The 22,889-nt window shown below is 37.8% G+C and carries 17 protein-coding genes; 7 read left to right on the top strand and 10 right to left on the bottom strand.

Going from position 1 to position 22,889, the window contains the following annotated elements:
• Both F6K40_RS26970 and F6K40_RS26965 read right to left on the bottom strand, forming a co-directional pair.
• The coding region (locus tag F6K40_RS26970) for a reverse transcriptase N-terminal domain-containing protein (protein WP_293140186.1) at window positions 1–680 on the bottom strand (680 nt) is incomplete at its 3' end.
• Window positions 681–1,264: 584 nt separating this feature from the next.
• Window positions 1,265–1,462: a DUF3386 family protein gene (locus tag F6K40_RS26965; protein WP_365672942.1), complete on the bottom strand. Its 198-nt coding sequence runs from the start codon at window positions 1,460–1,462 to the stop codon at window positions 1,265–1,267.
• Between the two features lie 590 nt (window positions 1,463–2,052).
• Between F6K40_RS26965 and F6K40_RS26960 the strand changes: the two genes are divergently transcribed.
• Window positions 2,053–2,289, top strand: a complete 237-nt coding sequence (locus F6K40_RS26960; RefSeq protein ID WP_293140185.1) for a hypothetical protein — start codon at window positions 2,053–2,055, stop codon at window positions 2,287–2,289.
• 258 nt (window positions 2,290–2,547) lie between these two features.
• A complete protein-coding gene (locus F6K40_RS26955) occupies window positions 2,548–4,311 on the top strand; it encodes a serine/threonine-protein kinase (RefSeq protein WP_293140184.1) in 1,764 nt (587 codons plus the stop codon).
• Window positions 4,312–4,842: 531 nt separating this feature from the next.
• Here the strand turns inward: F6K40_RS26955 and F6K40_RS26950 are convergent.
• Window positions 4,843–6,048 carry a Coenzyme F420 hydrogenase/dehydrogenase, beta subunit C-terminal domain gene (locus F6K40_RS26950; protein WP_293140183.1) on the bottom strand — a complete coding sequence of 402 codons (1,206 nt, stop codon included), beginning with the start codon at window positions 6,046–6,048 and terminating at the stop codon, window positions 4,843–4,845.
• 207 nt (window positions 6,049–6,255) lie between these two features.
• On the opposite strand from F6K40_RS26950, the gene F6K40_RS26945 reads away from it, so the two are divergent.
• The 3 genes from F6K40_RS26945 to F6K40_RS26935 all read left to right on the top strand — a co-directional run bounded on the left by F6K40_RS26945 (window position 6,256) and on the right by F6K40_RS26935 (window position 11,296).
• Entirely contained in the window at window positions 6,256–6,429 is a 174-nt protein-coding gene (locus F6K40_RS26945) for a hypothetical protein (protein ID WP_293140182.1), read from the top strand.
• Window positions 6,430–6,500: 71 nt separating this feature from the next.
• Window positions 6,501–9,293 (top strand): sister chromatid cohesion protein PDS5, encoded by a 2,793-nt coding sequence (locus tag F6K40_RS26940; protein ID WP_293140181.1) that lies wholly within the window; start codon window positions 6,501–6,503, stop codon window positions 9,291–9,293.
• A gap of 1,160 nt (window positions 9,294–10,453) precedes the next feature.
• The gene (locus F6K40_RS26935; protein ID WP_293140180.1) at window positions 10,454–11,296 is read left to right on the top strand and encodes a lysophospholipid acyltransferase family protein; all 843 of its coding nucleotides are present in this window, start codon (window positions 10,454–10,456) and stop codon (window positions 11,294–11,296) included.
• Window positions 11,297–11,525: 229 nt separating this feature from the next.
• Here the strand turns inward: F6K40_RS26935 and rlmN are convergent, their stop codons facing one another.
• Both rlmN and F6K40_RS26925 read right to left on the bottom strand, forming a co-directional pair.
• Window positions 11,526–12,563, bottom strand: a complete 1,038-nt coding sequence (rlmN, locus tag F6K40_RS26930; protein ID WP_293140179.1) for a dual-specificity RNA methyltransferase RlmN — start codon at window positions 12,561–12,563, stop codon at window positions 11,526–11,528.
• A 1,041-nt stretch (window positions 12,564–13,604) separates the two neighbouring features.
• Window positions 13,605–15,041: a BCD family MFS transporter gene (locus tag F6K40_RS26925; RefSeq protein WP_293140178.1), complete on the bottom strand. Its 1,437-nt coding sequence runs from the start codon at window positions 15,039–15,041 to the stop codon at window positions 13,605–13,607.
• A 211-nt stretch (window positions 15,042–15,252) separates the two neighbouring features.
• Between F6K40_RS26925 and F6K40_RS26920 the strand changes: the two genes are divergently transcribed.
• Complete coding sequence (locus F6K40_RS26920; RefSeq protein WP_293140177.1) at window positions 15,253–16,197, top strand: aldo/keto reductase; 945 nt, start codon at window positions 15,253–15,255, stop codon at window positions 16,195–16,197.
• An 81-nt stretch (window positions 16,198–16,278) separates the two neighbouring features.
• Here F6K40_RS26920 and F6K40_RS26915 read toward each other — a convergent pair whose 3' ends face one another.
• Together F6K40_RS26915 and F6K40_RS26910 are read right to left on the bottom strand one after the other, a co-directional pair.
• Window positions 16,279–17,820 (bottom strand): pentapeptide repeat-containing protein, encoded by a 1,542-nt coding sequence (locus tag F6K40_RS26915; protein WP_293140176.1) that lies wholly within the window; start codon window positions 17,818–17,820, stop codon window positions 16,279–16,281.
• Between the two features lie 8 nt (window positions 17,821–17,828).
• Window positions 17,829–18,821 (bottom strand): hypothetical protein, encoded by a 993-nt coding sequence (locus F6K40_RS26910; RefSeq protein ID WP_293140175.1) that lies wholly within the window; start codon window positions 18,819–18,821, stop codon window positions 17,829–17,831.
• Window positions 18,822–18,923: 102 nt separating this feature from the next.
• Between F6K40_RS26910 and F6K40_RS26905 the strand changes: the two genes are divergently transcribed.
• Window positions 18,924–19,157 (top strand): hypothetical protein, encoded by a 234-nt coding sequence (locus tag F6K40_RS26905; protein ID WP_293140174.1) that lies wholly within the window; start codon window positions 18,924–18,926, stop codon window positions 19,155–19,157.
• A 40-nt stretch (window positions 19,158–19,197) separates the two neighbouring features.
• Here the strand turns inward: F6K40_RS26905 and F6K40_RS26900 are convergent, their stop codons facing one another.
• The 3 genes from F6K40_RS26900 to F6K40_RS26890 all read right to left on the bottom strand — a co-directional run.
• Window positions 19,198–20,424 carry a DUF1501 domain-containing protein gene (locus F6K40_RS26900; protein WP_293140173.1) on the bottom strand — a complete coding sequence of 409 codons (1,227 nt, stop codon included), beginning with the start codon at window positions 20,422–20,424 and terminating at the stop codon, window positions 19,198–19,200.
• A gap of 276 nt (window positions 20,425–20,700) precedes the next feature.
• Entirely contained in the window at window positions 20,701–22,182 is a 1,482-nt protein-coding gene (locus F6K40_RS26895; RefSeq protein ID WP_293140172.1) for a DUF1800 domain-containing protein, read from the bottom strand.
• 483 nt (window positions 22,183–22,665) lie between these two features.
• The coding region (locus F6K40_RS26890) for a hypothetical protein (protein ID WP_293140171.1) at window positions 22,666–22,889 on the bottom strand (224 nt) is incomplete at its 5' end.

Raw genomic sequence — 22,889 nt, 5'->3', positions numbered from 1 at the left:
TGACCAACTTTTCCCAACAGTGCATCATGGTTAATTCGGTCAAAACATTTTGATATATCAGCATCAAGCACATATTTAGGTTTGAGACTGATACTTTTGAAAATAGCTTCAATTGCATCATGTGTTGACCGCCCCGGTCTAAAACCATAGCTATTAGGTTCAAAACGTGCCTCCCATTCTGGTTCCATACCTAACTTAACCAGAGCTTGTAATGCACGGTCGTACATTGTAGGGATTCCAAGAGGTCTCTTTTCATCCCTCCCTGGTTTTGGTATCCAGACTCTACGGGTTGGACTTGCCTTGATGTATTGCGTGTTTAATAAATCAACCAAGTTAAATCTCTGCATAGGAGGTAGATTCTTAATACCATCTACACCAGCAGTTTTCTTACCCTGGTTGTCTTGGGTCACACGCCTAACAGCTAGCAACCTAGCGTAATAACTTTTGGTCAGAAGTCGTTGGTATCTACGCATCTTGCGGATTTCGCCACGGCTGGATGCTCTGTAAATTAACTTTTGCAACTTAAATACATTCTTCTCAACCCGTTTCCAATTAATATCTCTCCATTTGAGATTTGGATTGACACTAACTTGGGACGGTATATCGTCTGTATCCCATGCCACGCTTAAGAAGGGCTTTGGGTTCCCCAATTTCCTTTTTAGTGTTTTAGCTTTATTCATTGCTTGCTCATTACCTTACATTACGTCTAACAGTGGGTACGTCAGCCTGATGGCTTTTTACCCAATCCTACTCTCCCTAAGACCTACATCTTTTGTGTAGATTGACCTTGAATGGCTACCTAAGATTTCGACCTGTATTCTTAGGTGTCTTAGAGAGCTTTCCTCGTTCCCTTACTCCTTTATTACGGCTGATTTAGTGGGGTAAAGTCTCCCGGAGGGTTCGGTATGGTTGTTGATATTACCGACGAAAGAGCAATATCCATTGACCCCCTGACTTTCGTCCTACATCCCATAGCTACCTTTGGGATGGTTAATCGTGACGAGAGTTTTATTACCTTCCTGTTCGTCCACTTGTCAGCCTTTGCTTGCGGTATCGTTCCTCGGTAACTGGTCCGCATCCCGCTTTTAAACCAGCTTTAGGGATTGATGTTCAGTCGCTACCCTATGGCCCATGCTTTCTACCCAACAACAGGGCGGAGGAATTTCACCTCGAAGGATGTAAGAGTTTTCCAATGGCCCAGTATTTAACCTCCTTTAGGATTAGCCACGGAAGGCTAGATATATCTGCTTTTTAGCAGCCTTGACTAGCCAACGAGTCGCACTTCGTCTGAGATACCAGCGACTTCTACAGTTAAGTCTGGCTTGATAGAAATTTGGCCATTATAGATTTCTGACCCTTGTTTGAGTTCGACATTAGCACTACAACCCGGAAAATTAGAGTCCCAAGTATAGCGATGTTCATAGGCAGCTTTAAATAAATCACGAGCATTTTGTTCAGTCATAGAAACCTCATTTTTGAGAAATTTTATTCTCTTATTTTACCATGAAATAATAGTTTTGGTTTTGGCATTGGTTTTGGCATTTAAGACTATCGGAAACGACAAGTCGAACTATTTTCTTACAGTAATAATATTTTGGTGCAGATTGGGAGTTGCTGAGTTAGGATTTACAAAGTTATAATTGAAAAGTTTGGCAATTGATTTTAGTTATTATTTCATTACTCACAAATTCTTGATGATTTTTAGAGATATAAGACACTGAATGTATCAGGAAATATAAAAAGGAGATAGGGAATAGGGAATAGGGAATAGGTATGGGGGTCCGAAGAAATCAAGACAAGTATTGAAGAGTTAAAATAAAGGGAACATATATACCTTTCTACCTAATCAATCTACCAAATTTTAATCTTTTGAAGTACCTTTTACTTTGAGATTTTAGTCACTCAACAACTCTCTTAAGACTTATTTTACCAACAGTTTATAAAATTATTAATATAGGGAAAATTATACCTATTTAGAGAGTGTTTGTAAATTAAATATCAAAAGGGCTAGAGTGCTTAATGTTCGCATTTGTTACGGCGGAAACTTAAATTTTGGCTACGATTCGTAGTTATTGCCGCCTCACCCTCCCCACCCTACCCCTAGATTTAATATTCCTTTTACAAACAGTCTCTAAGAGATATAAAGTTATTAATATAGAGAAAATTATACCTATTTATCATCTTTCCACTAAGTTATTTAATCATCAAAAAATACAATTTTTAATTCCCGATCAAACCCTGAATAATTGGAAATATAATAAACTTTTATTTACTGACGGAGAAATATAGGGTTTCTCAGACTAACTAGGTGCACCTACCTTGATTTCTATTCCCTGTTCCCTGTTCCCTATTCCCTAAAACCTAGAATTTTGTACCTCAGGTTTTTTGGGAATTGCTATATTTTTATAATTATTAACAATTGCTACAATTCCAAAAAGCGGTAATTTGTAATTGCTACTCAATAAAAAATATGATATAATCATAAAAATATATTTTTTGCATTAGCCTCCCATTCACAAGCAGAAAAAACAAGGTGGTACTATTAATATGAAACAAGACCTTTCCAGCCACGGTTATGAAATTATTAGACAAATGGAACGTCACCAACAGCAGGGAGAAGTTACATATCAAGGACTAGCTCTTAAACAAGACCAAGAAGTTGTCATCAAAGAATTTCGTTTTGCAGATGGTGAAGCTAATTGGGCAGGATTTGAAGCTTATGAACGGGAAGTAGAAATTCTGAAAGAACTACAACATCCCCGTATTCCCAACTATATTGATGCCTTAGAAACTCCTGAAGGATTTTGTTTAATTACAGAATATCAAGAGGGAAAATCTTTAGCAGAAAAAAGAAGTTTTACCCCAGAACAAATTAAGCAAATTGCTATTTCAATCTTAGAGATTTTAGTTTATTTACAAAAGCATACACCGCCAATTATTCATGGCAATATTAAACCAGAAAATATATTAGTTGATCCCTATGGAAACGGAGAAAGATTACCTACTGCATATTTAATTAATTTTGGTTCTGCACGTATAGGCGTAGAAGAAATTTTAAGTAATGGTGTTAATGGCACATCAGGATTTATGCCTCCAGAACAAGAATTAAATGGTACCGTCACTATTAATTCTGACTTATATAGTTTAGGGGCAACTCTAATATGCTTACTAACAGGTACTCCCAGTACAGATATCAAAAAACTAATCGATCGCAACTATCGCTTTAATGTCAAAAAATCAATGCCACAACTGAGTACATTATTTACAATGTGGCTAGAAAAAATGGTATCTCCAAATGCTAAAGATCGCTTTGAAAATGCAGCAGCAGCTTTAGCTGCACTTAAACCAATTCCTGTTTTTGGTGATGCTGCTAATTTTAGGAATGTGGCAATGGCGATGCAACCTGTAAAAGCATCTGCCATGGTGGGAGTTGCTAGTATTGCTGCTCTTGCTGTCTTGGCGACAAGCTTAACAGTTTTCCGACAGCAACGATATCAAAGGAATTACCAGAGAGCACAAAGATATCAGCAAGAAAGAATAATCAAAAGAACTTCTGGTGAAAGTTCAATTGCTAAATTGCGAGAAACTTCAGAATGTTACAGTTGTTACCTCCGTGGTGCAGATTTGGCAGCACTCAAACTTGAAGATGCTTATTTGCGAGACGCAGACTTACGGAAAGCTAATTTAAGGGGTATTGAACTCAGAGGGGCAAGATTACAAAATGCTAATCTTAGCGGCGCGCAATTGCAAGGAGCAAATTTAATCAAAGCTAAACTAGAGAAAGCAAATTTGTCTCGCGCTCGTTTAGAAGGTGCAAATTTAACCCGTTCTAATTTAGAAAGTACCCAACTGCAAAAAGCTTCTCTGAGTGGAGCAATTTTAACTAGAGCAGTTTTAGAAAGTGCTAACCTACGGCAAGCTAATTTATCTGGTGCAAATTTGACTTATGCAAATTTGAGTGCTGCTGATTTCTCTAATGCAGATTTCCGTGATGCTAAACTTACCAGAGCTAATTTAAGGGGAGCTAATTTAAGAAGAGCTAATTTAAGTGGTGCACAGATGAGTCGTGCTAGTCTGCGAGGTGTGGATCTCAGGGATGCTATCTTAAAAGATGCTAGTCTTAGGAGAGTAGATTTAGTGGGAGCCAATTTAGCAGGTGTTAGGTTACTCGATGCCGATCTTGAGGGAGCTAACTTGAAGGGAGCTAACCTAAAGAATGCTAATTTACTAGGTGCAAATCTGGAAAATGTCAATTTGGATGGTGCTAATTTGGATGGTGCAATTATGCCTGATGGTAGTTTGAATGAGTAGATAGTCATTTCAGTTATCAGTTAGTAGTGACACTACGCGTAGTAGTGACACTACGCGCGTAGTGTCACTACATCAGTTATCAGTACCTCATGCAATAGGGAAGCTTGAAATACTGAATTTTCTTTCTCGATTGGATATGGCGAGGTTTCCTCGCCATACCTTGATCGCTTTTTATTTCCTTGAAAGGAAAGAGTTGAGACGTGATTTTCTAGCAAGCAACCGGCTTTGTTGTATGAAAACATATAGCTACCGCAGAATAGGCAAGCATATGTACTTCATACTTATACAACTATTGTCCAATAAATAAATCCAACATCAATTTTTGGTAAAAAAGGCTGAAACTTATACCTGAAAATACTTTTAGCGATTTAACTATTGGCCAATAAATGGTAGCGCATCAATAACCTACATAGGGTGATATAGCTGCCACTAGGTTCACCTTTCATGTCGGGGACAACTGAAAAGCGGAACGGATGTTCTATGACTATTACAACAAAGCCCAAGCAACCTCAAAACCCAACCCCAAAATAATTATTCTGGCAACTTATACTGCCCTACAATTTTCTTAGCAAACTCTGGCACATGAGCTGCTAATTTTTTGGGATGATTCCGCTTTACATAAAGATAATTGCGAGTAAAATGGGAATCAATAGAAAACCGCCCATATTCCAAACCTTTAGGACCGATTTTTTCAATTACAACTCCCATTAATTTTGCTGCCCACATTGGCAAAGTTACCGCTTGATCATAAGCTGGAATACTTTGTTGAACAGCTTGATGTCTATCTCCCTGAGACATTACAGGTTGAGTATCTAATTGATTCATTACTAAATCTAACATTTCTTTTCCCGTCTCATTTCTAACAGTAATCCACTGCCAACCAAAGGGCGCTCCCATATATCCAACTACTAAATCTGCTAAACCATTTACATAGTCAAAACAACTCAGACAAGAGGGAGCAAAAATATCTTTCAGTTTTTTAGTATTCAAACCAAAAAAAGGTACTTTTTCTATGGTTCCATCTTCATGTTTAAAATGTACTCGAAAGTCTTGCATAAATTCATAATGTACAACAGTTTCTGGTGACTTACTTGTAGTTTCCAAGAACTTTTGTAAACCCTCTCTTGTGACATTATCCACACAGGGAGTTCCCAAAACATAGAGCTTTTCTAAACCTAAATTTTTTTCCACTGCTCGTAATGCTTGAATCTGACAACCAACCCCTATTACTAAGAGTTTTTTCAGCCCAGATTTTTCAATTTCTTCTAATACTGAAAGATTCGGAGAAAGAGTCGGTTTATTAACTTTTGCTGCTAATACTTCTTCTGGAGTACGGGCAATAACTGGCATTGGTTGAAAGCGGTCTTCTTTGGTATTTTGCACGCAAACTACACCCTCTACAATACCTTTATTGAGCATTTCACAGGCGATCGTACTCACAATACCAGTCCATTGTGCGCCTTCAATAGGTTGTTTTTTGCGAGCTGCCATCATATCTTGATGAACGCCGAAATAGGTTTCATTTTCACTGTCGAGCTTGCGAGTACGTCCATGAGTTTCTTGTTCAAGGTTGTCAAATTGTTGGTTAATAAATGCACAAGCTTCCTTGACATAATAGATAAAATATGTATCACATAAGCCACATTCGCTACAGAGTTCTTTGGCAGGGCGAATGGCACCTGGTTTGAGTCCTTTAGATTTCTTGTGTTTAGGGATGTTTGAAGTTGAGATAGTCATTTCAGTTAACGGTTATAAGTTATTAGTTGTCAGTACCTCCAGTAATAGGGAGGCAAAGTTAACAACTTTTATCTAGGATACCACTTATCAGTTATCAGTTATCAGTTATCAGTTATCAGCATGGAAAGGTATCTAATATCAACCCGGTTGATATATTTTTATACTATAATATACTTTCAAAAATTATCTTTTTGGGTATTCTAATTTATGGTCAAACTACCTAAAATTAAGGCAGAAGGCAGAAGGCAGAAGTCAAAGAAAGGCTTAAAGGGAAAAGGTTTTTTGAGCAATGATTATCCGGGCATGATATTACAATCAATAATTGCTATTTATCAGTTATCAGTTATCAGTTATCAGTTATCAGCATGGAAAGGTATCTAATATCAACCCGGTTGATATATTTTTATACTATAATATACTTTCAAAAATTATCTTTTTGGGTATTCTAATTTATGGTCAAACTACCTAAACAGACTTTATTAGCTGTGCTGAAGATAGCTCTTTTGTCTACTTCTTTGCCTTTAATAGCAACAAGTTTTTCTCCAGTATATCTAGGCAATAAGCAAGTTAATAGTCTAGTATTTGCCCAAGAAAATGTTCAACTTAATTCTCAACCTAGTGCTGATTTTGAGTCAAAAAAGACGAGTCAAACTACCGAACAAAAAACACAGGAAAATTCGGAAAATTCTGATGATGAGAAAGAGTGGGAAGGGTGGTTAATTTTAATCCCTGCGCTGATGGGTTTGTATTTGGGAGTTCTCTGCTTTCGCCCCCTATGGTTATTGATATTACCTGCGGAATTCAAGATACCGAAAACACCGTTAACTCCAGAATTTAAACTACCTGTTGGTATCTTACGTTTTCTCAAGTATCGCCCCAGAGTATTAGATGCTTGGGTGGAAAAACATCTGGCGACTTTTCAACAAAAGTTTCTGAAGAATGAAACTGTTGAAGAGCGAAAAGATTATGTTTCGCTTCCGGTTGAATTAAATAGTCAGGAAATTGAGGAACTGACAGCGGAAACTTTGAGCGAACCTTTTAAAAAGGAAAAGCGAGTGCGACTGTTAATTTGGGGCGAGGGAGGATCGGGAAAAACAACTATTGCTTGTCAAATTGCTAAATGGGCAATGAAAAAACAGCAGCAGTCGAAAGCTTTAGCTAAACATTTGATGTTACCAGTTTTAATTGAGAAGGAAATTGATCATACTGGAGATGGCATTAAACCGATCATGGAAGCAATCATGGCAGAAATTCAGGAGTTGATCGACAACGAACAAATGATTGTTGATGAATTATTGGTTAAACAACTCCTGCGACAACGCCGAATTTTATTGATAGTAGATGGTTATTCGGAGCTGAGTCAAGAGACTCAAGAGAAATTTAATCCCGAACCAAAAGCATTCCCGGCAAATGCTTTAATTGTCACTTCTAGAATAGAGGAAGATTTTCGGGGTATTGATATCAAAATTAAAACTCTCCGGTTTGATGGAGGCAAATTAGCTTATTTTATCGAGCAATATTTGAAAGAGTGTGGTAAGTGGCATTTGTTTAAGGCGGATCAAGAAGAATTTTTACAGGAATGCGCTCAACTTGCAGGTATTGTTGGGGAACAGAAGACTATAACTGTTTTGCTGGCAAAGCTTTATGCAGAGAAAATGATTAATAGTAAGGAGAATAATGTTACCTCTGAGGGTTCTCTCGACAATATTCCGGATCTGATACTTAACCACTTAGAAAAGTTGAACCGTCAAGGAGAAAGAGAGACTCGGAGTGAATATCCTACGGTTAAAAAGGATGCTCAACTAATTGCTTGGAAATGTTTGGAGCAAAATTATAGACCATCCTATGCGGAGCGGGAAGCGGTGGTTCAAGCTTTTGAGCAGTTGGGGAGAAATGATGCAATTTTATGTCTGGAGTATTTTGAGAAACATCTGCGACTGCTTAAGTCTATTGGATTTGGTGGAAACAAAATTCGCTTTGCTCTCGATCCGTTAGCGGAATATTTGGCAGCACTATATTTGGTAGAGGAGAACAAGGATGATGAGGAAAAGTGGCGGGAGTTCCTGGCAACAGCAGAGTCAAAACCAGCTAAGGAAGAAATTAAAAGCTTTTTGCTGGCAGTGAGAGATTCTTGTTTGGCAAAAGGTTCGGAGGTTAGAGTACCGAATTTTGTAGCAGATGAAGTTGGGAAACAGGCAGGATTAGATTTGGATGTTTTACAGAAAGAGCTAGAGATGCAAAGGATTAAAAGGTTTGTCCGAAACTTGTTTGCTCCAGGGGCAACGGTACAAGATAGGGTGGATGATCTTATAAAAATAGGGGATAGTGGTTCGGTTGCTAAATTTGTTGCTCCTGATATTGTTAAATGCCTAAAAGATAATAACTCAGAAGTGCGTTCTTCAGGAGCAGAAGTTTTAGGCAATTTAGGCAATGCCTCTGAAGCTGTGGTGCAAGCTCTTTTAGGCAAATTTCAAGATACATATCTAGAAGTGCGTCTTTCTGCTGTAGAGGCATTGGGCAACTTAGGCAATGCTTCTGAACCTGTGGTGCAATCTCTTTTAGCTTTACTTCAAGATGAAAATCTAGCGGTGCGTCGTTCTGCTGTAGAGGCGTTGAGAAAACTAAGCAATGCTTCTGAACTTGTGGTAGAAACCCTTTTAACTTTGCTTCAAGATGAAAATCTAGCGGTGCGTCGTTCTGCTGTAGAAGCATTGGGCAACTTAGGTAATACTTCTGAACGTATTGTGGAAGCTATTTTAGCTTTACTTCAAGATGAATATCCAGGGGTGCGCCGTTCTGTGGCAGAAGCGTTGGGTAACTTAGGTAATACTTCTGAACGTATTGTGGAAGCTATTTTAGCTTTACTTCAAGATGAATATCCAGGGGTGCGCCGTTCTGCTACAGAGGCGTTGGGTAACTTAGGTAATACCTCTGAACCTGTAATGCAAGCTCTGTTAGCTTTACTTAAAGATACATATCCAGAGGTGCGTAGTTCTGCTGTGGAAGCATTGGGCAACTTAGGTAATGCTTCTGAACCTGTGGTAGCAGCTATTTTAGCTTTACTTCAAGATAAATATCCAGAGGTGCGTCGTTCTGCTGTAGAGGCGTTGAGCAACTTAGGTAATACTTCTGAACCTGTAGTGCAAGCACTGTCAAACTTGGTTCAAGATAGTGATTCATTTGTACGTTCCTTTGCTACCAAAGCATTAGAATTGTTAGGTATTAATTTAGAAACTGAAAAGTAGAAAACTCAGTTGTTCAATTAATAAATCAGGACTTACGCAAATTATTAGGTAAAACGCTATTTGTAGAGGGCGAATGCCATTCGCCCCTACTAGATATGGTGGCTTTGCGTAAGTCCTGTAAATATTTCACAGGAAAAAAATAATGAAATTAACAGAAATTAGACAAAAAGGATACAAAGCACTAATAGATTCATTAGGCATCTTGCCCGCGAGGGGTGTACTGCACGGGCAACAGTAAGCGCTGTATCTGAAAACAAGCGATCGCTTTCTACAAAGGCCAAAGGATTTACAGCAGTTTCACGCCCGCGCGTGAGGTACAAAGCTTTACTATTTGTTAAAAGCTGGAAACCTGTTAGTAATTTTGGCAGTTCAACCTTCCAGGTTGTGGAGGCCTTGAAGGCTGTGTTACACTGTATCTCACCATCCTCATGCATTGCTGTAAAACTTTACAGCAGTTTTCCCGCACGGTAGACCACAGTAGGGACGTTCCATGGAACGTCCCTACGGGGTTTTGCTTGTGACGATGTGGTTCATCAATCTGAAAAGCGCTGTAAAGGCAAGTAAAGGCAATTGACATACTCCCGACGTTGCCCTTCTATTCCCCCCTTTCAAAGGGGGGTTAGGGGGGATGGACAACGCGGGATTCTGAGCGTCTGGAAAACCCTGACCGCTGCGCATGACAGAGGTGATGTCCTCCCCCTGTGTTGACATTGATAATAACAAAATGCTCCTAGCTTGTGTCTTGGGCATATGAACGTTTAGCTTATGAAGGTATCCGAATCCGGGCCCAGGCTTTCATCCCGACGCTCCCCCTCCCCCCTTGGAAAGGGGGGTTAGGGGGGATGGAGAGCGCGGGACTTCCCGCCAGGAAAGTTAAAGTTATTTCTTTGGCCCTTAGAAGATTATGGCCTATGCTGAAAAAGGCCATTTGTACTTACAGCAGTTTCACGCCCGCGCGTGAGGTACAAAATTTTTTTTTGTTAAAAGCTGGAAACCTATTAGTAATTTTGGCAGTTCAACCTGGAAGGTTGTTACAGCCTTGAAGGCTATGTTACAAGGATATAGATTAACCTTTAAGTGTACCTCAGCATCCTAATGCATTGCTGTAAATAGCGATAAGTACAATTTACCCAAACAAATACTGATAACTGATAACTAATATGATTGCTAATCAACAAAATATTCGTAAACCTTATGACGGTTGGTCATTAGACGAGCGTGACTCAGAAATAATTAAGTTAATAATGCCATTGTGGGAATGGTTTTATCACTATTACTTTCGCGTTCAAACTGATGGTTGGCATCATATTCCTGATGAGAAAATTCTGATAGTTGGTTCTCATAATGGGGGTTTAGCATCCCCAGATACGTCTATGTTTATGTATGACTGGTTTAAGAGGTTTGGTCCAGAACGTTTGGTTTATGGACTAATGCACCAGAATGCCTGGTCAGTTTCCACAGGTGCATCCTTAGCAGTACAATGTGGAGCAGTTAGAGCGCATCCCAAAATGGCGATCGCTGCTTTTCAAAGAAATGCCTCTGTAGTTGTTTATCCTGGTGGAGCTGCCGATGTTTTTCGTCCCCATTCTATGCGAGATAAAATTTATTTTGCCGGACGTAAAGGCTTTATTAAATTGGCTTTGCGTGAAGAAGTTCCTATTGTACCAATGATTTCTCATGGCGCCCATGATACTTTAATTATACTAGCAGATTTTTATGAACAACTAAAACAACTCCATGAGTGGGGGATGCCGTGGTTATTTGATGTCGATCCAGAAGTATTTCCTGTTTATATAGGTTGGCCTTGGGGATTAGCTATTGGACCTTTGCCTAATTTCCCTTTTCCAGTACAGATCCATACCCGGGTTTGTGCTCCCATTGTGTTTGAACGTTATGGACGTCAGGCAGCTAGCGATCGCGCTTATGTTGATGCTTGCTATCAAAAAGTTCTCACCCAAATGCAGCAAGAATTAGACCAATTAATTAATTTCGTAGGGGAGTAGGGGAGTAGGGGAGTAGGGGAGTAGGGGAGTAGGGACGTTGCATAACAAAAATGCGAACGTTCCTACATAGTTATCACCTTTTGATTAACAACTGATAAGTAATGACTAGACATATCCGAAAATCAAAAATAAAATCAATTATTATCCAGAAATTATCAATTACTTTTCCCTGTTCCCTGTTCCCTGTTCCCTATTCCCTAGCGCTATAACTGATAACTGATAACTGAATTTAAGCCCGCGATGCCCGTAATTGTCCACAAGCTGCATCAGCTTCTAAACCACGGGAATAGCGAACGCTAACGGCAATATTGTAGTCTTCGAGAGCATTAACAAATGTTTTGATCTGTTCCTCAGTAGGCCGTTGATAATCTACTTCACTAATAGGATTATAGGGAATTAAATTAACATGACACTGATACCCGCGCAGATTTTTCGCTAATTCTCTAGCATGATCTGGTAGATCGTTAAAACCTGCCAACAAAATATATTCAAAGCTAATTCTCCGCTTTGTCACCTTGACATATTCACGACATTCTGCTATCAAATCATTCAAAGGATAAGACTTAGCACTAGGAATCAGATGTTCGCGCAATCTTTGATTAGAAGCATGAAGACTAACAGCAAGAGTTACTTGCAATTTGTGTTGAGCTAATTGTCGGATGCGATCGCGAATCCCCACTGTTGAGATAGTTATGGAACGTTGCCCAATACCGACATCTTGATTCAGAGACTTAACTGCAGCTAAGACATTTTTAGTATTCAGCAGAGGTTCCCCCATTCCCATAAATACAATATGACTAACCCGTCGCTCAAAATCTTCTTGCACGGTTAGTACCTGATCGATAATTTCATAAGGTTCTAGGTTACGGGTAAAACCACCCTTACCAGTAGCGCAAAAATCACAGTCCATTGGGCAACCAACCTGAGAAGACACACAAACAGTTAAGCGTTTATAGCTAGGAATACCGACAGTTTCAATTATGTTGCCATCTGATAGTTGTAGCAAATATTTAACTGTTTCATCTGGAGCAACAGAGCGATGATGTATGACAGAGCGACCAATCGGAAAATCAGCAATTTCCTGACGCCATTGTTTGGAAAATACAGTGATATCTGCAAGAGACTTAGCGCCTTTTTGATAGATCCATTGATATAATTGTTTACCTCGATAAGCAGGTTGTCCTTGTTGTTGCACCCACTCTGTTAACTCAGCTAAGGATAAACCGAGGAGAGGGGTTTGAGTAGAAGTTATTAAAGATTGAGTCATACTGTTTTACGGAAGTTAAAAGTAAGATTTTATAGTCTGAAAATACAGAGAGTTTTGCCTAGGTTTGGAGAATAATATTTTACCATTAGTGTTGGTAAAAATTCCAGGTTTGGTAGTGGTTTGGCCACCAAACCCCTACGATATTGCCTCAACACGTTGCCGGAACCAAGTCAACACTTAAAAGTTCCTGCGTAAGATTTTATAGTCTCAAAATACAGAGAATTTTGCCTAAGTTTCGAGAATAATATTTTACCAATACTAATGGTAAAAATTCCAGGTTTGGTAGGGGTTTTGAGACCAAACCCCTACGATATTGCCTCAACACGTTGCCGGAACCAAGTCAACACTTAAAAGTTCCTGCGTAAGATTTTATAATCTCAAAATACAGAGAGTTTTATCTAAGTTTTGATGGTAATTCACCGGACATCATGTTAGATAAAATCTGCTGACTTTGGAGAATAATATTTTACCATTAGTGTTGGTAAAAATTCCAGGTTTGGTAGTGGTTTGGAGACCAAACCCCTACGATATTGCCTCAACACGTTGCCGGAACCAAGTCAACACTTAAAAGTTCCTGCGTAAGATTTTATAATCTCAAAATACAGAGAGTTTTATCTAAGTTTTGATGGTAATTCACCGGACATCATGTTAGATAAAATCTGCTGACTTTGGAGAATAATATTTTACCATTAGTGTTGGTAAAAATTCCAGGTTTGGTAGTGGTTTGGAGACCAAACCCCTACAATATTGCCTCAACACGTTGCCGGAACCAAGTCAACACTTAAAAGTTCCTGCGTAAGATTTTATAGTCTCAAAATACAGAGAGTTTTATCTAAGTTTGGAGAATAATATTTTACCATTAGTATTGGTAAAAATTCCAGGTTTGGTAGGGGGTTTGGTCACCAAACCCCCTACGATATTGCGTATTAACCAATCCTATCCGTTTTTAAGAAGAGGTAATTATTAATTATTAATTGTTAATTATTAATTATTGAACCCGATGCTACCGGACATGATCTTAAAATTCAAAATCTCGATCTTCTAATCTAATTCTCCTTCTAAGATAGTAGCGATCGCTGTACTTGCATTATCTTGAAATTCTCGAACATTGACTCTATTTAGCAAGAAAATTGAGAGTATCATTCCTATTCCTGCTACTGCAAAAACTAATCCATAAGCAAACATTGGTATCTCAAATAAAAGCCTACCAAAATCCAAAGTAGCACCACCAAGAACTGTAGATAATCCTCGTGCCATTGCCTGTGCTAATCCCCAAGCACCGATAAAAGTTCCTGCTGTTTCTGCTACGGTTAAATCTAACATTAAACTGAGAGAAGCAGTAGTAGTTAAACCAGCAGCTAAACCATACAAAAATAAAGCACTTTTAAATAAAGAAGGGTTGCCAGTAAATCCAGACATAACTATCAAGATAAAACTAATTGTTGTGGCAATACATCCAACTTTTAAAGAATTTTTCTTGCCCAATCTGGGTACTACTAAAAACCCTGTTGTACCTAATCCAATTAAAGTTCCCATTCCCGAAACAGCATTCAATCTAGTAGTCTCAGAAATTGCCATAGAAAATATTTCTCCACCGTATGGTTCTAAAACTGCATCCTGCATAAACAAACTAATAACTAGAACGAATACAAATGTGAAAAATAAACCTGTTTGCCGATTCGCTGTTAAAATTTTTAAGGTTGTTGCCAGAGTAATTTTATCTTCGCGATTAGCAATAGTTGAACGAGTGCGATAACGAGAGTATTTTTGTTCGACTCCCACTGTACCAACAAAAGCTAAAATCAATACAATTGCCGGTACTTTAATAAACAAAGTATTAACAGATGCTTTAACAGTTTCTAATGGCGCCTCCACACCAACTTGTTTTAATAAAATACTACTGGTAATCGCTCCAATAATAATTCCTACCATCAACATTGACCATACTATACCCACAACTTTAGAGCGATTATCTTCATCAGAAATATCTACTAATAATGCAGCACAAGGTGTGGAACTGGCACTTAAAGCTAAACCATAAATTATAAACATTAAACCTAATATACCAATCCAAAAATAAGTCGGATTAGTCCAACCGTTAGTTGCTAAACTATCACCAACCTGCCACATAACTTGCACGGCAAAAAAAGCAGTCACCGTCAATAAAATTGTTCCCATCCACATATAACCAGTGCGGTGCTGACCAAACAAAGGTTTAACATCAGACATTTGACCGAACCAAACTCTGGCTGGTGCCATAAATTGATATAATGATAGAGTTACTGCTACGATTGTGGCTGGTATTACTAATTCAGTAATCATAACTCGGTTTAATACTCCGAGAGTTAAAACTGACATTATTCCTAACCCCATTTGAAAGAAACCTAATCTGAACATGGTGAATAAATTAAGTTTGGGGGGAAATTTTTGATTGTCAATATTATCTGGTTTTTCGACTTGCAAATCTTCGATTGTCATGGCTATATTAATAGTATAATAATCCTAAATTTAGTAGGGTGTGTTAGCGAAGCGTAACGCACCGAGATATTTGAGAGTTAAATTATCATTAATCCACCCGACTAAATTAACAATTTATTATCTCAAAATATTTGAGAGAGATGGTGCGTTACATTATCATTAACCCACCCTACTAAAAAAATCATTATACCGTAATTAGGAAATTTTCAACATGGCAACAACTTCTTTAGGTAAAACAGGAATAACTGTTAATCCCATTTGTATTGGCACCTGGGCGTGGGGTGATAAACTTTTTTGGAATTATGGCAGTAATTATGGCGCAAATGAAGTAGAAGCTGCTTTTAAAACTTCTTTAGAAGCTGGCATAAATTTCTTTGATACTGCTGAAGTTTATGGCAATGGTTTATCAGAAGAATTGCTAGGAAAATTTATGCAAGAAACTGAACAATCGGTGCAAATTGCTACTAAATATGGTCCTGTACCTTGGCGTTTTTTTCCAGACTCGGTTGCTGATGCTGTAACTGCTAGTTTGAAACGATTAATTGTGCCGAAAGTTACTCTTTATCAAGTACATTGGCCGTTCACTTTTTTGATGAGTCAGGAAACTTTATTAAATGCTTTGGCAGATGAGGTTAAGCAGGGCAGAATTGAAGCAGTTGGTGTTAGTAATTATTCTGTGGAAGAGATGAGTAGAGCTTTTGAAATTCTGGAAAAACGAGGAGTAATGTTAGCAACAAATCAGGTGAGATATTCTTTGCTTTCTCGTCAAATAGAAGCTAAAGGAATTTTGGATAAAGCCAGGGAATTAGGAATTACAATTTTAGCTTATAGTCCTTTAGCTCAAGGATTATTAACTGGCAAATATACTGTGGAAAATCCACCTATGGGCGCTCGTCAATTTGATTCTCGTTTTCAAAAGAATGGTTTAGAAAAAATTGCACCTGTCATGTCTTTATTGAAACAAATTGGCGAAAAATATGACAAAACGGTGGCACAAGTTGCACTTAATTGGTTGGTTTTTCAAGATAGTGTAATTCCGATTGCTGGTTGTAAAAATTCTGAACAAGTTAAACAAAATGCAGGGGCAATAGGTTGGGAAATGACTCAAGAGGAATTTAATCAATTAGAGGAAATTACTCGCCCTTGGTTAAGTTGAGTTTTTCCCACTAATCCGAAATGAGTTGCTATTAGTGGGGATAATCAAATTCTTGCTAGTGGGAGTATTGATGGAGCTTTTCTATTTTCTTAGTGGACTCAAAGTTAAGGGGTCTTCTAGGGAGTCTTCAAAAATAGCTCCTTTCTCAATAAGTTCTTGCTTTAGTTCTGTAGTCATCCCTAAACTATTACTGCTAAATTTAGCATTTGTTACTATAGACTTTTCAAAGTCAACTCCAATCAGGTTAGCTCCACTGAGGTCAGCTCCAATCAGGTTAGCTCCACTGAGGTCAACTCTAATGAGGTAAGCTCTAATGAGGTAAGCTCCGCTGAGGTTAGCTTCAATGAGGTTAGCTTCAATGAAGTTAGCTTCAGTGAGGTAAGCTTCAATGAGGTTAGCTTCAATGAGGTCAGCTCCACTGAGGTTAGCTTTAATGAGGTAAGCTCCATTGAGGTCAGCTCCACTGAGGTTAGCTTCAATGAGGTCAGCTCCACTGAGGTCAGCTCCACTGAGGTCAGCTCCACTGAGGTTAGCTTTAATGAGGTAAGCTCCACTGAGGTTAGCTCCACTGAGGTCAGCTTCAATGAGGTCAGCTTCAAAGAGGTTAGCTTCAAAGAGGTTAGCTCCACTGAGGTAAGCTCCACTGAGGTTAGCTGTAAAGAGGTAAGCTCCACTGAGGTCAGCTCCACTGAGGTTAGCTTCAAAGAGGTTAGCTCCACTGAGGTAAGCTCCACTGAGGTAAGCTCCACTGAGGTTAGCTCCACTGAGGTCAGCTCCACTGAGGTTAGCTCCACTGAGGTTAGCTCCTCTGAGGTTAGCTCCTCTGAGGTTAGCTTCGCTGAGGTTAGCTTCAATGAGGTCAGCTTCAATGAGGTTAGCTCCACTGAGATCAGTTTCAATGAGGTTAGCTTCAAAGAGGTAAGCTCCACTGAGGTCAGCTCCACTGAGGTTAGCTTCACTGAGGTTAGCTTTCGCAAGATTTAGAATTCTAAAATTTCTTCTATTACTTCTAATCTTCTGAAGCAAAATTTCTTTTTGATCGACACCAGTAAGAGCAGATTTTAACTTAGCAACATCAGTATAAGAAACATTTCCAGCAATAGTAAGTGCTAACTTCTGCTTATTATCTTCAACAAAACTCACATCCTCTATTGGAATGTCAAAAATATCTGCCAGCTCCCCTGACTTAAAAGAATTTTCTAACTTTTCCAAATCTTCTTGAGTACCATTAAAGAAAAGTTTCATACTTCCTTCATCAATATCATAAATTGTCAATGAAGCTGCATTTAAAGTTTCTCTTAAATGCTTTTCAATTGCTTTTAAAGTAGTTTTATCTTTTCTTTTAGCTGTACCAGAAATAACAAAGCCAATTTCATATTCTTCATCTTCTTCTTGACAACCATCTGAAGTTTTTTCAACAGATTTATTCTTGACTAAATTAACAGTTACATCAACTTTTACATCAGATTTATCAACATTATTATTGTTACCTTGTATATTCTCATTGCCCTGTATTTCATTATCATTATTATTACCTTGTATATTCTCATTGCCCTGTATTTCATTACCTGAAATGGTTAATTTATTCATAATAAATTGACGAAGTTGCTTTAACAGACTCATAAAAAATATCAAGGTAACATCATCCAAATTTTTCCAACAGCATATCCTAAATATCCAGCAACTTTAGAAACGGTAGGAAAAAGTTCTCCAACTAACTTTTTTACTTCCTTAGTTGTCTTACCTGCTTCATTCAAAGTTTCATTCACTCGTTTAAGACTCTTCGCAATAGACTTTTTATCTGGTTCAGACTCTTTTACTTCTAATTGAGCTGCTTTTAAACGGGTGGTAGAATTTTCTCTGTCAGCTTCAGGTAGTGCAGTAAAATTCTGAATTTTTTCTTCCAATTCTGCCAACATCTTAACTACTTCAGTAGCTGTTATTTGTTCTCCACCTGAAACATTATTACTATTACCTTGAACATTATAATCACCCTCAATACTATTTTTATTGTCGCTACCTTGAATATTAAGGTTGCCTACAATATAGTTGTCTTTAGTAACAGTAGTTTTATTATCTTCATTATTAGTCATAGAATTTACCTCTAAATTTTGTTGTTGTAATTCATCTCTAGGATTTCTCCAGCTCTTCCTTAACCAAGGTTCCCAAAGGTCTCGTTCTTGCCCTTGAATAGTATCAATAGTTCCGAAATTATTACCCGTAGAATTTACCTCTAAATTTTGTTGTTGTAATTCATCCCTAGAATTTCTCCAGCTCTTCCGCAACCAAGGTTCCCAAAGGTCTCGTTCTTGCCCTTGAATAGTATCAATAGTTCCAAATAAATTATCGATCGCTTCAAACATATTGTATGTAGCAGAATATAACTCATCCTCCCAACCCCATCTTTCAGTTGTAACCGAAACTTTGAGGCGATCGCCATCACATATCTCCACAGACACCAAAAAATCTTCATGGGACAAACTTTCGGAATATGCCACTAGATCGACTGGTTCAATGACTGGACTTTTAAGAACAATCTCCCAGGTTCGATGCCATTTTTTGTCAGGTGTTTGTGCTAACTTGGGCCAGTTATGAATAATAAGATCATAGACATTATACTGCATATTTTATTTAGCTCTGACCATAAAGATCGATAATTTTTACTTTTGACTTAAACATAGCACTATAATTGAGAAAAAGCGTTTCAAAAAAAGGATGGTAAAACCATGAACGATTTGCAAGAAACTTTGAAATCTGTCAGATTTTTGGTGGATTCTCAAGGCAACAAAACAGCAGTGCAATTGAGTATTACTGCTTGGGAAACTATTCTCAATTGGATCGAAAACAGGGAGGATGAAACTATTGTATCTGAAGCAATGAAGGAATTAAAAAATGCTCGTGGCAACCCCCAAAAAGCAAAATGGTTAGATTGGGATGGGGTTAAAAATGAATGGGATTAAAGAAACCCGGTTTCTTGAAGAAACCGGGTTTCTGGGTTCATTACAATAAACCTAAACCCCGATTAAAGGAATAACCAGGAAACACCCGTGATATTTGCGCCCGCTCAAAACCAAGATGCTGTTCTAAAACACTAGAAATAACACTCCGAAAATCTGTTGTCACTGCCAAATCGCGTCCTTGGAACAACTCTGACTCATCTAAACCAGGCCACTGTCCGTAAACCTGACCCCCACGCACGCCACCACCCAATACCCACATCACGTTACCATGACCATGATCGGTACCACCATTACCATTTTCTTTAACTGTGCGACCAAATTCTGACATTACTAAAATCACAGTATCTGAGTAAAGCGATCCCAATTCCTGAGCTAGAGTCGCTAAACCTTCCCCAAGAGGTTTTAATCTTCTTGCTAACATACCTTGACTGTTGCCTTGGTTAACGTGGGTATCCCAATTACCGACAGCAAGAAATCCTAACTGAGTTCTGGAATCACCAACCATTATTTGAGCCAAATTTTTAGCATCGCCGGCAAAACCTCTTGGTGGTGGTGCGCCTCCAGAAGCTTCTTCCATTTCTTTCTCCAGGTCAGCGAGCAGTAAATCTCTTGCCTGACGACCTTCTTGATAAACTCTACTCAGTTCATCATTACCGCTATAAAGGCGATCGAATGCTTCATAGATTTTAGGGCGATCTATTGGTAAACGGCGGGTTGATTTTCTACCTGTGGCGAGACTGGCAACTGGCATTTCACCCATGAGAATGCGGGGTGGTGTATCTCCTAAGTTGACTGCTTGAGTAGGTTGATCTTTGGGGAGATTTGCTAAAAGGCGGTTCATCCATCCGTCAGGAATTTTTTTATTACCTGGAATTCCGGTTTCCATATAATATTGAGCATCAAAATGAGAGCGAGTATCGTTGTTTAAACCGCAGGCGTGAATAAATGCTAAACTGCGATTTTGCCAGAGAGGCAAAATACTTGCTAGAGCAGGATGTAAACCAAATTGACCGTTTAAATTTATTGCTCCGTTTTCTTCTCCGGGAGCAGGAATTGCTATTTTTGGTCGTACATCATAATAAACGTCTTCTTGGTGGGGAATAACTATATTTAAGCCATCGACTCCACCTCGGAGAAAAACAACTATTAATCTTTTACGATTATTGGTTTGAGCTAATCCTTTTGCTACCCAACCGTGACTACCAACAGAGATAATTCCTGAAGCTGATAATAAACTTGCTAATTGTAAAAAATTACGTCTTTTCATACTGTCTCCAAAAGATTAAAATATTGCCAAGTTCGAGCTTTTTTAAACTCTAAAAAACTCTAAAAATAGTGATCTATCTAGTTGATTTTGAATAGTCTTGCTGACAACGGGAGCAAGATGCTCCCACTGGTCAAAAATTTAATCTTGATAGTGATAAATGTTTACTAAAAATATGAACTGTTTCTAGTAGTCAATAGCAAGTAGTCAGTAGAAAGAAAAAAATTCCTTTTAGCCAATCCCTCTATTACAGAAGAGGTAATTATTAATTATTGAAACTTATTTTTCCATCATTTCTGGACTACCTAAAATTAAGGCTGCTTGTAAATTATTTGGACTATTACTAATTACAGCTTGAGTTTTGCTAGAAAAATTATTTCCTAAAGTTAGACTAAGTTGTTGATGATTTATTGGTGTAGGTTTCCCTTGGTTTAAATTACCACGAGAAATAATTGTAGCAAAGCTAGTTCGACGCATTATTGCATCAGGATTTAACCAAGCTTCTTTAGTATTTTTATAACCGTCAGGAGTAGCACAGCGATAAAGAGGCATTCCTAATTGGAATAACATTCCATTTATTCTGCCAAATCTTGGTTTATCAGTACCCGTTGCTCTAGCTGCAGAAATAATATATTGATAAGGGGTTTTAAATTTGCTGCCGTAGTATTTTTCACTCCAGAATTCACTACTACTAAATAAGGTTTCTAATACAAAACGAATATTACCATTAGTTTCTTGAAATCTTTTAGCTAATCGATTAACTAAAGTTTCAGGAGGTTGGTCCGCAACGAAATATTGAGCTAATTTATAACTAATAAAACGGGCAGTAGATGGATGGGTTGCCAAAATATCTAAGGCTTTTTCTCCTTCTTCTATTCCACCTCCTTTTATCGGTATTCCCAGGAATATTTTGTCACTATTATCGTGGCGATTCGCATAAAACTTAAATCCACTTCCGTCCCCACTTCGACGTTGTATTCCCCAACCTGTAAAAATCTTGGCTAAAGTGATTATATCTTGTTGTTTATAACCTCCATTTACTCCCATAGTATGAAGTTCCATAAGTTCACGGGCATAGTTTTCATTTAAACCTTTAAATCTCCCACGAACACCTTGACTTCCTGGTGCGGTATTCAGCCAATTATCTAAATAGAATAACATGGCTGGATGATAGGCTGTTGCTCCTAATAAATCCCGAAAATTACCAAGTGCATAAGGTCGAATTGCATCTCGTTCATAAGCTCCTATCCAAAGTCGAATTGGTCGCCCTTTACTAACAGAAATATTAAAGTGGTTGAACCAAAAGTTAACCATTACTTCTTGAAGTTGTCTATTACTAGATATTGCTCTGAAGAAGTTGGCTTTTCTCGCTTGGTTTAAAATTCTTCTCATGCGCTTATTTCTTGCTTGTCGTTCCTTTTCAGTCAGTTGTTTTTCTTGCTTTGGTGGCAGGGGACCGTACTCATTAAAGAGTTGAACTGGATTTAAATATAAGGTTTTTAATGTTGATAGTTCATTGGTTAATTGTTGAGATTCTCTAATAGTTTCTGGTCTGAGTTGAGATTGAATATAATTATCAATTCCCATAGATTGAATTCGTTGTATATCTCCTGCTTTAGGACCAAAACTGAGACGATTTAAAACATGGATTGTTTTGGTAGTAATAGATTGGCGATCGGCATAGCTAGGACTTGGTAAACCTAACAAAATAATTAAGCCTAATAGCAGAGATATAATCCAATACCTAGAGGCTTTTTTCATTAATTATTCCTCCTGAAATACTTTAATGTTTGTAAAGGGAATAGGGAATAGGGAACAGGCAATCAATAGGATTTGTAATTAAGGCATGGTTATCAACTTAATACTCTTTACAAAAAAATTATAACTCTAATATTTTAATTTGACCACAACAAGATTTGTCTACAAAAATTCGGAATTATTCTATCTTCCTTAAGTTAGGATTTAATTCCGAAAATCTGATTAATTAACAATCAATATTTTATCCTCTTTCTGAGTTCGAGCCTTATTAATTAACAATAATAAAAACTTTACCCTCACCTCAATATCTTTAAAAATTTTCTCTACTCCTTACTCCCTACCCCAATGAAAAGCACTGTAATTTACAGCTATTAAACAAGAAATTCTACTGATTTTAAAAAAGAATGCTATATAATCGTAAAACTTCAATTATTAAGTAATTAACACAGGTGAAATAACCTATGTGATAATTATTAGCTAAAAGTATCAGGACTTAGGCAAAGCCGCCATATTTATACCATTTTCATAAAATATTGCAGAGCGTGACAGAGCAGGTGAAAATAGATAGGAAACGCCGGAACCAGGAAATATAAATCGACAAAAAATGGAGGAAAAAAAATTAATTTTGACAATAAATACAAGCCATAAATTATTAAAATGTAGGAATAAATCACAAGTTGCAATGTAACAGCCTTTTTTGAATTTGGTAT

The sequence above is a fragment of the Okeania sp. SIO3I5 genome (assembly GCF_010672085.1).
Taxonomy (GTDB): domain Bacteria; phylum Cyanobacteriota; class Cyanobacteriia; order Cyanobacteriales; family Microcoleaceae; genus Trichodesmium.
This window is presented reverse-complemented; position numbering and strand designations above follow the sequence as displayed.